Below are 13845 nucleotides of genomic sequence, written 5' to 3' on the forward strand. Positions count from 1 at the left end.
CGCATCAAAAAAGGAGCAAATTCGAGGGGGCCGAAATGCCTCTCTGCGCTTTTTGCACCAGGACCCAATGCTATGAATCAAGGAGCGAAAACAGAGCGGCGGACGGCTTATCTCGCTTCATGCATTCACGGTCGCGTCTGCGGGCTGTTTTGCGGCCGGGTTTTCAGGCTTCAAACGCCACTTGCCCGCCGACCAGCGCGAAGCGCACCTGGCCTGTGGCTTCTTGCCGGGCGAAGGGCGTGGCTGCGCCCTGGCTGCGCAGTTGGGCGGGGTCGATGGGCCAGCGCGCTTGCGGGTTGAAGACGCACACGTCGGCCATGCCGCCTTCGGTGAGGCGGCCCAGGCTGGCTTGCAGTGAACCCAGGGCGGCGCCCAGCACGTGGGCCGGGCCGCTGGTGATGGCTTGCAGCGCGCGCCGCAGGCCGGGGCCGCCCGGGGCTTGCCCCCAGCGCAGGGCCAGGGGCAGCAGCAGCTCCAGGCCGGCGGCGCCGGGCTGGGCCTGGGCAAAGGGCAGGGTTTTGGCGTCGGCGGTGACGGGGGTGTGGTCGGAGACGAGCGCGTCGATCGTGCCGTCGGCCAGGGCGTCGGACAGCGCCTGGCGGTCGGCCGGCTGGCGCAGCGGCGGCAGCAGGCGGGCGGCGGAGTCGAAGTAGCCCAGGTCTTCGTCGCTCAGGTGCAGGGAGTTGATGCTGACGTCGGCGGTGATGTTCAGCCCTTCGGCCTTGGCCTGGCGCAGCAGCGCCACGCCTTTGGCGCTGGAGAGGCGGCAGATGTGCACGCGCGGGCTGCCCGCGTGGCCGGCGCCGAAGGCGCGCAGCAGCTCCAGCAGGGTTTGCAGGGCGATGGTTTCGGCGGCGGCGGGGATGCCGGCCAGGCCCATGCGGCTGGCGATGGCGCCGCTGGCGGCCACGCCTGCGCCCAGCCAGGCGTCTTGCGGGCGCAGCCAGACGGCGTAGCCGAAGGTGCTGGCGTATTGCAGGGCGCGGTGCAGCACTTGCGTGTTGATCAGGGGGGCGTCGGCCTGGCCGAAGGCGATGCAGCCGGCTTCGGTCAGTTCGGCCATTTCGGTGAGTTGCTCGCCAGCCAGGCCGCGCGTGAGCGCGCCCAGCGGCAGCACGCGCGATTGGTGCAGGCGCTCGGCGCGCATCTTGAGCATTTCAACCAGGCCCGGCTCGTCGAGTACGGGGTCGGTGTCGGGCGGGCAGACCAGGCTGGTGACGCCGCCTGCAATGGCCGCGCCCACTTCGCTTTCCAGCATGCGGGCGTGTTCGTTGCCCGGCTCGCCCAGGCGCGCGCACAGGTCGATGAAGCCGGGGGCGACGATGCAGCCGGCGGCGTTCAGGCGCCGGTCGGGCGTGAAACTGCCGGGCGCTTTGCCGATGGCGACGATGCGGCCTGCGGCAATGGCGATGTCGGCCACTTCGTCGCGGCCGCTGGCCGGGTCAATCACACGGCCTTGTTCGATGAGGAGTTTCATGGTGCTGCGAAGAAAGAGGGGGTTGCGGGCGCTTCGGAGAGCCTGTTTTCCGAACAGGTTTTCAGGCGGCGTTGCCTGCCACGATGCTCAGCGCCGCCATGCGCACGGCGATGCCGAAAGTCACTTGCGGCAGGATGACGCTTTGGCCGCCATCGACCACGGCGGAGTCGATTTCCACGCCCCGGTTGATGGGGCCGGGGTGCATCACGATGGCGTCGGGCCGGGCGCGCCGCAGCCGCTCGGGCGTGAGGCCAAAGCGCCGGAAATATTCCTGGCTGCTGGGCAGCAGCGCGCCGCTCATGCGCTCGTTTTGCAGGCGCAGCATGATGATGACGTCGCAGTCGCGGATGCCTTCTTCCAGGTCATGGAACACGCGCGCGCCCATTGCGGCGAAATCGGCGGGCGCGAGCGTGCGGGGGCCGACCACGCGCACTTCGCCCGCGCCCAGGGTTTTGAGCGCGTGGATGTCAGAGCGCGCCACGCGCGAGTGCAGCACGTCGCCCACGATGGCCACCGTGAGGCTGGAGAAGTCTTTTTTGTAGTGGCGGATGGTGTACATGTCCAGCAGCGCCTGCGTGGGGTGCGCGTGGCGGCCGTCGCCTGCATTGACCACGTGCACGTGCGGGGCCACGTGCTGCGCCACCAGGTAGGGCGCGCCGCTTTCGCCGTGGCGCACCACGAAGATGTCGGCGGCCATTGCGCTGAGGTTGGCGATGGTGTCCAGCAGGCTTTCGCCCTTGGCGGTGGATGAGCGCGCGATGTCCAGCGTGTAAACGTCTGCCGACAGGCGCGTGGCCGCGATGTCGAAAGTGGTGCGCGTGCGCGTGGAGTTTTCAAAGAACAGGTTGAACACGCTTTTGCCGCGCAGCAGGGGCACTTTCTTGACTTCGCGGTCGTTCACGCTCACGAACTGCGAGGCCGTATCGAGAATGTGCGTGATGACTTCGCGCGGCAGCCCTTCGGTGGACAGCAGGTGAATCAGCTCGCCGTTTTTGTTGAGCTGGGGGTTGGGTGTGTTTGGCATGGCGGCGCAAGGCAGTGCAGGAAGAAGGGAAGGGGGCCGGTCAGGTTCAGCGCCGGCGCACGTTCAGCTCGAAGCGCCCGTTTTCATCGCGCGCCAGCGCCAGGGACTGCGCGGCGGGCAGGGCCACGCGGGCCGCAGCGGCGTCAGCGGCCACGGGCAGCTCGCGGCCGGCGCGATCGACCAGCACGGCCAGGCGCACGCGGGCGGGGCGGCCATAGTCAAACAGCTCGTTCAACACGGCGCGGATGGTGCGGCCCGTGTGCAGCACGTCATCGAGCAAAAGGATGTCGCTGCCGTCCACTTCAAAGGGCAGGCGCGTCTGGCCGCTGCTGCTCAGGCCCCGGCTGGCGAAATCGTCGCGGTGCAGGGCGGAAGACACCGCGCCCGGTTCGCCCTCGCGGCCCAGATCGGCATGCAGGCGCCCGGCCAGCCACCAGCCGCCGGAGATCACGCCCGCCAGCCGCGTGTGCGGCTCCATGAGCGGCTGCACGGCGCGGCGCAGCTCGGCGTAAAGCGATTCGGCATCGAGTGCCAGGCTTGTGGTCATGGAAGGCTCCTCAAAAACTGTTCCAGGATGATGGCGGCGCTGGCCGCGTCCACGTCTTTCGCGCCCATCGTGTGCATTTCTTCGCGCGCCTCCGTGGTGCTGTAGCGCTCGTCCACCTCATGCACGGGCAGGCCAAAGCGCCCGCGCAGCTGGCGCGCGAACTGGCGCGCGCGCGCGGTGTTTTCATGCGGCGCGCCATCGGGGTGGAAGGGCACACCCACCACCAGCGCGTCGGGCTGCCACTGGGCGATGCGCTCGGCCACCAGCGGCCAGCGCGCCTTGCCTTCGGCGCGGATCACGCCTTGCGGCGTGGCGCTGCGGGTGATGCGGTTGCCCGTGGCCACGCCCGTGCGCTTGAGGCCGAAATCAAAGGCCATGAAGGAAACGGCGCAGGCCGCCACGGGGGAAGAGGCGCCGCCGCTCATGCGTGGCCTGCGCCGGGCGTGATTGACCATGCCTGCAAGCCCAGCAGGCCCAGCGCCTGCTCGTAGCGCTGCTCGGCAGGCGCGTCAAAAATGATGTCGGGCGTGGCCTGCACCGTCAGCCAGCTGTTGTCAGCCATCTCCGATTCGAGCTGCCCCTCATCCCATGCGGAATAGCCCAGCATCACCATCAGCCGCCGGGGGCCGCCGCCCAGGGAAACGGCTTCCAGCACGTCGCGCGAGACGGTCATCTCCAGCCCGCCGGGCACGATCAGCGTGGAGGAATAAGCCGTTTCGTCGGCCTTGAGTTCATCCGCGCGCACCGGGTCGTGCAGCACGAAGCCGCGCTCGGTTTGCACCGGCCCGCCCATGTAGACCTGCCGCGCGCCCATACCGGTGCTGGGCAGGGGCAGATCCAGCTGCTCGAACAGGTCTGAAAGCGTGACATCGCCCGGCTTGTTCACCACCAGCCCCAGCGCGCCTTTGGCGCTGTGCTCGCACACATAGACCACGCTGCGCGAGAAAAAGCGGTCTTCCATGCCCGGCATGGCAATCAAAAAATGGTTGGTGAGGTTGAAAGACTGCGGCGCGTCGTCGGGCATGGGGCGGATTCTAGGGCGCGGCGCCCGTCTGGCGGCCTGCCCGGCAGCAGGGGTTGCGGCGCTGGCGGCGCGGGTTTTCAGGGCCGGATTGCAAGCAGGCTCTCCGGCAAGACGCCAGGTGCAGGCGGACGGACAGATCGCGTGCGGGCGGCACAAAAACCGGCTTTATTTGCTACTGCATCCATAGCATGAGGTCCTAGTGCAACCAGCGCAGGACGATGTTTTCGCCTCTTGAATCTGCTCCTGTTTTTAATGCCGCCCGGCGGCCTGCGCCGACCCGTTGCGCAGCGCCTGCCAGCCTTTGGGCGCGGCGGCGCTGGCCAGCAGGCGGGCTGGGCCTACATGATTTCGAGGTGTTCGGTGCCTGCGGCCAGGTCAAGCGTCTTGGCGCGCTGGCTGGAGAGCTTGATTTGCAGGCGCAGGTCATTGGCCGAGTCGGCGTTGCGCAGGGCGTCTTCGTAGCTGATGAGGTGGGCTTCAAACAGGTCGAACAGCGACTGGTCGAAAGTCTGCATGCCCAGCTCGCGGCTCTTTTTCATGATTTCCTTGATTTCAGTGACTTCGCCCTTGAAGATGAGGTCGGAAATCAGCGGCGTGTTGAGCATGATTTCAACGGCGGCAATGCGGCCCTTGCCGCTTTCGCGCGGAATCAGGCGCTGCGAAATGAGCGCACGCAGGTTCAGCGACAAGTCCATCAGCAGCTGGGCGCGCCGCTCTTCGGGGAAGAAGTTGATGATGCGGTCCAGCGCCTGGTTGGAGCTGTTGGCGTGCAGCGTGGCCAGGCACAGGTGGCCGGTTTCAGCGAAGGCCACGGCGTGCTCCATCGTCTCGCGGTCGCGGATTTCGCCCATCAAAATGACGTCGGGCGCCTGGCGCAGGGTGTTTTTCAGCGCGGCTTCCCAGCCTTCGGTATCCAGCCCCACTTCACGCTGGGTGACGATGCAGTTCTTGTGCGGATGCACGAACTCCACCGGGTCTTCCACGGTAATGATGTGGCCGTAGCTGTTGAGGTTGCGCCAGTCCACCATGGCCGCCAGCGTGGTGGACTTGCCCGAGCCGGTGGCGCCCACCAGAATGGCCAGGCCGCGCTTGGTCATGGCCACGTCTTTCAGGATCTGCGGCATGCCCAGCGTGTCGATGGTGGGCAGCTCCTGCGGAATGACCCGCAGCACCATGCCCACCTTGCCCGCCTGCACGAAGGCGTTGCAGCGAAAGCGCCCGATGCCCGCAGGCGAGATGGCGAAGTTGCATTCCTTGGTGGCTTCAAACTCGGCGGCCTGCTTGTCGCTCATGACCGAGCGCACGAGGGTGAGCGTGTGCGCGGGCGTGAGCGGCTGGGCCGAAAGCTTGGTGACCTTGCCGTCCACCTTGATGGCGGGCGGAAAGTCGGCGGTGATGAACAAGTCGCTGCCCTTGCGGGTGAGCATGAGTTTGAGCAAATCGTTGATGAATTTGCTGGCCTGATCGCGTTCCATGTGCGTGCGGGAGAAAGTGGATGAACCGGGAAGGCGGCCGGAGATGATCAGCCGGGGAAGTTTTCAGGAATCTTGGCCTTGGAGCGCGCCTCGGCCGCGCTGATGACGTTGCGGCGCACCAGCTCGGTGAGGTTCTGGTCCAGCGTCTGCATGCCCAGCGACTGCCCGGTCTGGATGGCCGAGTACATCTGCGCCACCTTGGCCTCGCGGATCAGGTTGCGGATGGCGGGCGTGCCAATCATGATTTCATGCGCGGCCACGCGGCCGGAGCCGTCCTTGTTCTTGCACAGCGTCTGCGAAATCACGGCCTGAAGCGACTCGGAGAGCATGGCGCGCACCATTTCCTTTTCTTCGGCCGGAAACACGTCAATGATGCGGTCGATGGTCTTGGCGGCGCTGGAAGTGTGCAGCGTGCCGAACACCAGGTGGCCCGTTTCGGCAGCGGTCATGGCCAGGCGGATGGTTTCCAAGTCGCGCATTTCGCCCACGAGAATGGCGTCCGGGTCTTCACGCAGCGCCGAGCGCAGGGCATTGGCGAAGCTGTGCGTCATGGGGCCGACTTCACGCTGGTTGATCAGGCACTTTTTCGATTCGTGCACGAACTCGATCGGGTCTTCCACCGTCAGCACGTGGGCATATTCGGTTTCGTTGAGGTGGTTGATCATGGCCGCCAGCGTGGTGGACTTGCCCGAACCCGTTGGCCCCGTCACCAGCACCAGCCCGCGCGGCTTGAGCGCCAGGTCGCCAAAAATCCTGGGGCAGTTCAGCTGCTCCAGCGTCAGAATCTTGCTGGGAATGGTACGCAGCACGCCCGCCGCGCCCCGGTACTGGTTGAAGGCATTCACGCGAAAGCGCGCCAGCCCTTCAATCTCGAACGAAAAATCCACCTCCAAGTTTTCCTCATACACCTTGCGCTGGGTGTCGTTCATGATGTCGTAGAGCATGGCGAACACTTCCTTGTGCTCCAGCGGCTCCACATTGAGGCGGCGCACGTCGCCATTGACGCGGATCATGGGCGGCAGGCCGGCAGACAGGTGCAAGTCAGAGGCCTTGTTCTTGACGCTGAAGGCCAGCAGCTGGGTGATGTCCACGTTGTGATTTCCTTGAAGAAAAAAGCAAGCGCGCCAAGGCGGTTGCGGTTTGATACGCCGCGCAGATTATGACGACGATTGAAACAAACATAAACCATGCGCGTCGGCAAATAGCCGCAGCGCGCAGCGGCAGATCCGCGCCCGCCTGGTGCGGCGGAAGGCCAGAGCAGTGCTTTCAAGCGTCGTGCTGCCCGCCAGAATGAAGCAAAAACAGGAGCAAATCAACGGGGCCTGAAATGCCCGTCTGCGCTTATTCCACCGGGACATGCTGCTACGAATAAAGAAGCTGAATCAGCAAACGGCGCCCGGCCCGGCCAGCGCGCGGGGCGCTTGCGTGGCGCAGACGCCCGGATGCCGCCGCCCGGCACTGAAAACTGGCGCGGGAAAGCGGCTTCCCGGAATCCTTTCAGCGCCCGCTCCCAGAGAACCGTCGCTCATACCGCTATTTGTTCGATGGCGGCAAAGCCCGCCAAACCGTGCGGCAGGGGGTATTCCCGGGCCTTGAATTGGCCCCGGTTCCTGCTGTGAAACCGGGGCGCTGCCTGCGCCTGCGGACAGGCTTCAAGCGGATTTCCGGCCCTGGCCCGGTTGAAAAAGCGCAACACTGCCGCGCAGGCCCCGGCGCCGCCCGGGAAAAGAGATTGGCGCGGGCAAATGGCGGCGCGGCTTCGCGTTTTTACGGGCCTGGCCTGTTGGCGCTCGAACAAGACTGTGATTTAATGCACACCGTTTTTCGCGCCCTGCAAAGGGTTTATTCACCATTGACCTTGATTGGAAAGGAAATCCAAATGAAAAAGAATCTGCCGGCCCTGGCCGTTTTGACGCTGCTTTGCGGCGCTGCATACGCCCAATCTTCGGTCACGCTGTATGGCGTGGCGGATGTGGGGATTGGGAAAATGAGTGGGCAGAAAACGGGGATGATTAGCGGCGATATGGTTAATCACACCACCAGCTATATCGGTTTTCGGGGTATTGAAGATTTGGGTGGCGGCCTGAAAGTGGGTTTCAGACTGGAGCAATTTGTCAATATGGAGGACGGTGCAACAGCTTCCCCTGGCGGACAATTCGTGAGGGCGGAAACCTTTGGACGGGCCGCCAATTTGTGGCTGGAGGGCGGTTTTGGTCAATTCAAAATGGGCCGTTCTGAAACGCCCAGCTATAACGCTATATCAACATGGAGCATTGTTGGATCTGCTAATTATTCTCCATCCCTGGGACGCTATGCGGCTGTAGGGCTTTCCAATCGTTCTAGTAGTCAATTTAGCTACAAGACACCTGTATTTGGCGGCTTTAGCGCTGAAGTGGCTTTCATTGCAAAGGGCGATAATGGCAATAAGGCCAAATATGATCTGAATCTGATTTATGAAAATGGCCCGCTTGCAGCAGGCATTTCCTACAACAAGATTCAGGATGCCAAGGCCAATTATGCTTTGGGCGCCAAGTATGATTTTGGCATGTTTGCTTTGTCGGCTGGATATTATGATATTCGCAATCTGGAAGGAGTGTCGTTGCCAACGGGCGCCAAGATGAAATTGGCTGGCTTTAGTGTTGGCGGTTCTGTCAAATTTGACAACATTACACTGGCCGTTGAATTGCAACGTCAGCGTAAGAAAGAGGTTTACAACCAGAATGTGACGCAGAAATACAAGAAATATACAGAAGGCGTTGTGGAGGCGAAATATGCTTTGTCCAAACGCACTTTTGTGTATGCAGATTATCTGCGCATGGAAAACAAAAACAACTACGGCCTCGGCATTCAACATCGCTTCTGATGCTTGAATAGATATTGCGCAAACAGCCTGATGGGGAATTGAATCATCTGCATGCCGTATGGACTGCGGCCATATGGCCGGGGCAAGCGGGTTTTCTTTGATTCATTTCCCCCTTTCAATTGAAAAATTGAAACGCAGCGGCCCGGCGCGCCGCCATTCAACCCCGTCAGCCCCGGCGGGGTTGAATTTTTTTGGCTGCCGCCTGATGGGCGGCCCCGAAAACCTGCCGAAACGGCCCGGCTCATCCGGGGCAAAAACCGCATGGAAATGCCGCATGGAAATGCCCCATCACCATGCAGGCATTCGGAAATGTTTCAGGCCCCGGGCGCGGCGCATGGAGCTTCTTGCTTGATCCCCCTTTGTTTTGCTTTTTTTCAGGAGCAAATTCAAGGCCCCGGAAAGGCCCTTTCTCGCAGGTTTCAACGGGCTTTGCTGCTATTGAAGAAGTAGCGAAATTGGGCGGGCTTCAGGCCGTGCCCGGGCGGCTGGCGCGGCGCGTGAAACGGGCCTGGCCCGGCGGAGCGGATTTCTACAATCCGGGCCATTCCTGCCTCTTGCCCTGCCCCCTTGCCTTCTCTGGACGAAAACCGCCATGCCCCTTGCCCAGCTTCAAGACCCGGCCCTGCTGAAAACCGATGCCTTCATCAACGGCCAGTGGCGCTCTGGCGCGGGCCGCTTTGCGGTCACGGACCCGGCCACGGGGCGGCATTTGGCCGACGTGGCAGATGTGTCGGCCGGGCAAGTGCGCGAGGCCATTGCCGCCGCCGAAGCGGCCTGGCCCGCCTGGCGCGCGCTCACGGGCAAAGCGCGGCACGCGGCGCTGCTGCGCTGGTTTGAGCTGCTCATGCAGCACCAGCAAGACCTGGCCCGCATCATGACCGCCGAGCAGGGCAAGCCGCTGGCCGAGGCGCTGGGCGAGGTGGCCTACGGCGCCAGCTTCGTGCAGTGGTTTGCCGAGCAGGCCCGGCGCGCCAGCGGCGAAATGCCCGCCGCGCCCGCGCCCGGCCAGCGCCTGCTGGTCATGCGCCAGCCCATAGGCGTGTGCGCGGCCATCACGCCCTGGAACTTTCCGCTGGCCATGATCACGCGCAAGGTGGCCCCGGCGCTGGCGGCGGGCTGCCCCGTGGTCATCAAGCCCGCGCAGCTCACGCCGCTGACGGCCCTGGCCGCCGCAGAGCTGGCCGCGCGCGCGGGCCTGCCCGCTGGCGTGCTCAACGTCATCACCGGCACGCAAACGGCGGCCTACAGCCAGGCGCTGTGCGAAAGCGAGGCGGTGCGCCATATGAGCTTTACCGGCAGCACGCAAGTGGGCCGCGTGCTCATGGCGCAGTGCGCGCCCACGGTGAAAAAGCTGGCGCTGGAGCTGGGCGGCAACGCGCCTTTCATTGTTTTTGACGATGCCGATGTGCCCGCCGCCGTGCAGGGCGCTTTTGCCAGCAAGTTCCGCAACGCGGGCCAGACTTGCGTGTGCGCCAACCGCTTTTACGTGCAGGCGGGCGTGTATGACGAATTCGTCAGCCGCCTGGCCGGGCGCGCGCGCGCGGCCAAGGTGGGCAATGGCTTTGAGCCGGGCGTGGAAATCGGCCCGCTCATCAATGAAGCGGCGCTGCAAAAAGTGCAGCAGCACGTGGACGACGCGCTGGCCAAAGGCGGCCGGCTGGCCGCAGGCGGCCACGCGCTGCACGGGCGGTTTTTCGAGCCAACCGTCATCGCCCACGCCCGCGCCGACATGCTTTGCGCGCGCGAGGAAACCTTTGGCCCGCTGGCGCCCGTGTTCCGCTTTGAAACCGAGGCCGAGGCCATCGCCGCCGCCAACGCCACGGAATTCGGCCTGGCCAGCTACTTCTACAGCCGCGACGTGGCGCGCGTGTTCCGCGTCAGCGAAGCGCTGGAATGCGGCATGGTGGGCGTGAACACGGGGCTGATCTCCAACGAAGCGGCCCCTTTCGGCGGCGTCAAGCAATCGGGTCTGGGCCGCGAAGGCTCCGCGCACGGCCTGGACGAATACCTTGAAATGAAATACGTGTGCCTGGGCGGCCTGTAGCCGCAGCCCCCAGGCGCGCGCCCCTTCAAAAAACCACTCTTTTCCCACATGAGCCGCAGCCCCGCCCCACGCCCCGCCCGCCGCCGCGCCATCGCGCTCAACCCCGCGCAGAAAAGCCAGCTGGCCGCCGCCCAGGCGCGCTGCGCCGCGCAAGGCAGCCAGCTCACGCCCTTGCGCACGGAAGTGCTCTCGCTGCTGATCCGCCGGGGCGGCGCGGCCAAGGCGTATGACCTGCTCACCGACATGCAGGCCCGCCAGCCGGGCGTGGCGCCCATGACGGTCTATCGCGCGCTGGACTTTCTGGTGGAGCAGGGCCTGGCGCACAAAGTGGCCGCCAACAGCACTTTTGTTTTGTGCCAGCACGAAGGCCCGCACGCGCCGCACGCGCGCATCGTCATGCTGGTGTGCGCCCAATGCGGCGGCACCACCGAGTGCAGCGACCCGCGCGTGGCCCAGGCGCTGGATGAGGCCCTGCACGACACCGGCTTTGCCGCGCAAAGCGTGGAAGTCAAGGGCTTGTGCGCCGCCTGCCGCGCGAAAAGCGACGCCCAGCCGCCCGCCTGACGCAACCAGCCCGGCGCGGCCGTCCGGTTCATCCGGCAAGCGCTTCAGAAGCGCCCCGCGCGCGAACGCCCAGGGAGCAAGGCAGCGCCAGAAGCGGAATCAGCCGGTTTTTAGCTCCTTCATTCATAGCATGATGTCCTAGTGGAATCTGCGCAGGGCGCCATTTCAGCCCTATGAATTCGCTCCTGTTTCTGATGCAGCCCGGCAGCCCGGGCAAGCCCTGCGGCAGCCGTCAGCCGCACCGGCTCACGAACTGGCCGCAAGCGCGGGGTTCACGGCCAACACGAAAGCCGCGCATCAGCACACAAAAACAGGAGCGAATTCAGGGGCCATCAAAAAGGCTTCTGCGCTTTTTTGCACCAGGACATCACGCTATCTTTTCAGAAGCGGAAAACGAGGCCGCTTCGCTCATGCGCCACGGCGGAAAATTTCCGGCTGCGGCATGGGTTTTTCCCGCGCGGGCGTTTGGTCTGGGTGAGAATGACTCTGTTTTGGAGCCGGTTCAGCGTCTGGCCGTGAAAGGCTGCGGACCGGGGCAGGCCGCAAGGCGCGGACAGGTTTTGTACGGTGTGGCTCGCCGGAGATAGGCAAGCCCCGCGAGCGCCCAAGGCCGCACTTGCGCGCCTGCGGAACGGACTTTGAGCTGGCTCTTGCAGCGGCATCGGCCCGTGGCCGGCCGCCGCCTGCTGCTGGAAGGAGACATGCAAGCAATGGAACCAAACCGCGCGCCCACCTCTGCGCCTTCATCTGCACCTCTATCTGCGCCTCTATCTGCGCCTTCAGCCCCGCCCGCCGCCGCGCGGGCGGCTGCGCCCAATTCCTCATCCGCTCCCCCGCCTGCCGCGCCGGACAACCCCTGGCGCATCATGGATCCGGTGCGCGGCCGCATCCGCTTTGCGATGGGGCTGGCTTGCGCCTCGGCGGCGCTGTCGGTGCTGTCGCTGGCGCTGCTGGCGCAGGTGCTGCATGCGCTGCTGGCCGCGCCGGGGCAGTGGCCCTGGCCGCCCATGCTGGCGCTGCTGGGCAGCACGGTGGCGGCCTATGTGCTGCGGCAGGCGGCGTTCAACCAGTCGCACTACGCCGCCTTCCGGCTGGAAGTGCTGCTGCGCTCGCAACTGGCCGCGCATGTGGCCCGTCTGCCGCTGGGGCGCGTGCAGGCGCTGGGCGCGGGGCCGCTGTCCAAGGTGATGTTTGACGACGTGAAGGCGCTGCATGTGTTCGTGGCCGATTCCACGCCGCTGTACGCGCGCGCCTACGCCGCGCCGCTCATCACGCTGGCGGCGCTGCTGTGGCTGGACTGGCGGCTGGCGCTGGCGGCGCTGGCCGTGCCCGCGCTGGGCTTTGCCGTCATGGGCCTGCTCATGCGCAAAAGCAGCGAGCTGAACATGAACGAGCGCTACAACGCCGCGCGCGAGCAGGTGGCCGCCAGCATTGTTGAATTCGTGCAGGCCATGCCCGTGGTGCGCACGTTTGACAGCGGCAGCGCCAGCTTCGGGCGCTACCAGGCCGCGCTGGCGGCGTATCTGGCTGTGCTCAAGGAGTGGTACGCGCGGCTGGGCTTTTCGGCGCGTTTTTCCATGACGGTGCTCTCGGCTCTGCCCACGCTGGCGGCGCTGCTGTGGCTGGGCGGCTGGTGGCTGGCGGCCGGCAAGCTGGCTTTCAGCGTGTGGGTGGCCGCGCTGCTCATTGGCGCGGGCATGGCCGAGGCCATGATGCCCTTCATGGTGCTCTACCACCTGATTGACGCCGCCAAGCTCAGCATCCACCGCATCCAGCAAGTGCTCGGCGAGCCGCCCCTGCCCGAGCCGCCCGCGCCTGGCGAGCAGCCGCAAGACGCCAGCGTGGCCTTTGAAAACGTCAGCTTCAGCTACGGCGCAAGCGAGGGCAGCGCGGGTGATGCGGGCAGCACGGGCGGTGAAGGCAAGGACGCCGCCCCCGCCCTGCAAGGCGTCAGCTTCACCGCCCCGGCAGGCAGCGTCACGGCGCTGGTCGGCCCCTCCGGCGCGGGCAAAAGCACCGTTGCGCGGCTCATTCCGCGCTTTTGGGACGCATCGCAGGGCTGCGTGCGCGTGGGCGGCTGCGACGTGCGCCGCATCGCCAGCGACACCCTCATGCGGCAAGTGGCCTTCGTCTTTCAGGACACCTTCCTCTTTGCCGACACCATTGCGGGCAACATCCGCCTGGGCTGCCCCGAAGCGACGCAGCAAGACGTGGAAAACGCCGCCCGCGCCGCGCAAGCGCACGAATTCATCAGCGAACTGCCCCAGGGCTACGACACGCTGGCTGGCGAGCGCGGCGTGTTCCTCTCGGGCGGGCAGCGCCAGCGCATCACCATTGCCCGCGCCATCTTGCAAAACCGGCCCATCCTGGTGCTGGACGAAGCCACGGCCTTTGCCGACCCCGAAAACGAAGCCGCGCTGGTGGCCGCCCTCTCAGAGCTGATGAAAGGCAAAACCGTGCTGCTGGTGGCGCACCGGCTCTCCACCGTGGAAGATGCCGACCAAATCCTTGTGTTCGAGCAAGGCCGGCTGGCCGAACAAGGCCGGCATGAGGCGCTGCTGGCGCAAGGCGGCGTCTACGCGCGCCTGTGGCAAAGCTGGCAGCAGGCCCGGCAATGGAGCCTGCCCGCGCATGAAAACACCGCTTGCCCCGCGCCGCAGCCATGAACCACACGCCTGATTGGCTGAACCACCCCGCGCTGCGGCCCTACAAGGACAGCATTTGCGCCACGACCCGGCCCTGCGCGGAAATCACCCTGCTGCCTGCTGAACATTTGACGGTTTGGCAAAGCAAACTGGGCGGACAGCCCTATTGGCCGAAAGACATG

Annotated in this window: 12 protein-coding genes; 5 read left to right on the top strand and 7 right to left on the bottom strand. The window is 65.2% G+C overall.

Annotated features, from left to right (window positions below):
* Positions 1–163 precede the first annotated feature (163 nt).
* The 7 genes from QB898_RS11375 to QB898_RS11405 form a co-directional block, all read right to left on the bottom strand.
* Complete coding sequence (locus QB898_RS11375; RefSeq protein ID WP_279525048.1) at positions 164–1477, bottom strand: dihydroorotase; 1314 nt, start codon at positions 1475–1477, stop codon at positions 164–166.
* Positions 1478–1538: 61 nt separating this feature from the next.
* Positions 1539–2501 carry an aspartate carbamoyltransferase catalytic subunit gene (locus QB898_RS11380; protein ID WP_050714835.1) on the bottom strand — a complete coding sequence of 321 codons (963 nt, stop codon included), beginning with the start codon at positions 2499–2501 and terminating at the stop codon, positions 1539–1541.
* 46 nt (positions 2502–2547) lie between these two features.
* Positions 2548–3048 carry a bifunctional pyr operon transcriptional regulator/uracil phosphoribosyltransferase PyrR gene (pyrR, locus tag QB898_RS11385; protein ID WP_279525049.1) on the bottom strand — a complete coding sequence of 167 codons (501 nt, stop codon included), beginning with the start codon at positions 3046–3048 and terminating at the stop codon, positions 2548–2550.
* On the bottom strand, positions 3045–3473 hold the full coding sequence (gene ruvX / locus QB898_RS11390; RefSeq protein WP_050714833.1) for a Holliday junction resolvase RuvX: 429 nt from the start codon (positions 3471–3473) through the stop codon (positions 3045–3047). The genes pyrR and ruvX overlap by 4 nt, the downstream gene beginning before the upstream one ends.
* On the bottom strand, positions 3470–4072 hold the full coding sequence (locus tag QB898_RS11395; protein ID WP_279525050.1) for a YqgE/AlgH family protein: 603 nt from the start codon (positions 4070–4072) through the stop codon (positions 3470–3472). Before QB898_RS11395 ends, ruvX begins: the two co-directional genes overlap by 4 nt.
* Before the next feature lie 338 nt (positions 4073–4410).
* Positions 4411–5547 (bottom strand): PilT/PilU family type 4a pilus ATPase, encoded by a 1137-nt coding sequence (locus tag QB898_RS11400; RefSeq protein ID WP_050714831.1) that lies wholly within the window; start codon positions 5545–5547, stop codon positions 4411–4413.
* Between the two features lie 47 nt (positions 5548–5594).
* Entirely contained in the window at positions 5595–6638 is a 1044-nt protein-coding gene (locus QB898_RS11405; protein ID WP_279525051.1) for a type IV pilus twitching motility protein PilT, read from the bottom strand.
* A 446-nt stretch (positions 6639–7084) separates the two neighbouring features.
* Here QB898_RS11405 and QB898_RS11410 point away from each other — a divergent pair, with 446 nt between their 5' ends.
* From QB898_RS11410 to QB898_RS11430, 5 genes are all read left to right on the top strand, one after another.
* The gene (locus QB898_RS11410) at positions 7085–8410 is read left to right on the top strand and encodes a porin (RefSeq protein ID WP_279525052.1); all 1326 of its coding nucleotides are present in this window, start codon (positions 7085–7087) and stop codon (positions 8408–8410) included.
* A 592-nt stretch (positions 8411–9002) separates the two neighbouring features.
* Entirely contained in the window at positions 9003–10454 is a 1452-nt protein-coding gene (locus QB898_RS11415) for an NAD-dependent succinate-semialdehyde dehydrogenase (RefSeq protein ID WP_279525053.1), read from the top strand.
* Between the two features lie 48 nt (positions 10455–10502).
* On the top strand, positions 10503–11018 hold the full coding sequence (locus QB898_RS11420) for a Fur family transcriptional regulator (protein WP_279525054.1): 516 nt from the start codon (positions 10503–10505) through the stop codon (positions 11016–11018).
* Positions 11019–11191: 173 nt separating this feature from the next.
* Entirely contained in the window at positions 11192–11605 is a 414-nt protein-coding gene (locus QB898_RS11425) for a hypothetical protein (protein ID WP_279525055.1), read from the top strand.
* A 279-nt stretch (positions 11606–11884) separates the two neighbouring features.
* On the top strand, positions 11885–13684 hold the full coding sequence (locus tag QB898_RS11430; RefSeq protein WP_279525056.1) for an ABC transporter ATP-binding protein: 1800 nt from the start codon (positions 11885–11887) through the stop codon (positions 13682–13684).
* The last annotated feature ends 161 nt before the right edge of the window (positions 13685–13845 follow it).

Source organism: Ottowia cancrivicina (assembly GCF_029813755.1).
GTDB lineage: Bacteria > Pseudomonadota > Gammaproteobacteria > Burkholderiales > Burkholderiaceae_C > Ottowia > Ottowia massiliensis.

Coding starts and splice junctions, on each gene's coding strand:
- QB898_RS11430 (WP_279525056.1), top strand. CDS start 11,885: ATGGATCCGGTGCGCGGCCGCATCCGCTTTGCGATGGGGCTGGCTTGC.
- QB898_RS11375 (WP_279525048.1), bottom strand. CDS start 1,477: ATGAAACTCCTCATCGAACAAGGCCGTGTGATTGACCCGGCCAGCGGC.
- ruvX (WP_050714833.1), bottom strand. CDS start 3,473: ATGAGCGGCGGCGCCTCTTCCCCCGTGGCGGCCTGCGCCGTTTCCTTC.
- pyrR (WP_279525049.1), bottom strand. CDS start 3,048: ATGACCACAAGCCTGGCACTCGATGCCGAATCGCTTTACGCCGAGCTG.
- QB898_RS11395 (WP_279525050.1), bottom strand. CDS start 4,072: ATGCCCGACGACGCGCCGCAGTCTTTCAACCTCACCAACCATTTTTTG.
- QB898_RS11380 (WP_050714835.1), bottom strand. CDS start 2,501: ATGCCAAACACACCCAACCCCCAGCTCAACAAAAACGGCGAGCTGATT.
- QB898_RS11415 (WP_279525053.1), top strand. CDS start 9,003: ATGCCCCTTGCCCAGCTTCAAGACCCGGCCCTGCTGAAAACCGATGCC.
- QB898_RS11425 (WP_279525055.1), top strand. CDS start 11,192: ATGAATTCGCTCCTGTTTCTGATGCAGCCCGGCAGCCCGGGCAAGCCC.
- QB898_RS11400 (WP_050714831.1), bottom strand. CDS start 5,547: ATGGAACGCGATCAGGCCAGCAAATTCATCAACGATTTGCTCAAACTC.
- QB898_RS11420 (WP_279525054.1), top strand. CDS start 10,503: ATGAGCCGCAGCCCCGCCCCACGCCCCGCCCGCCGCCGCGCCATCGCG.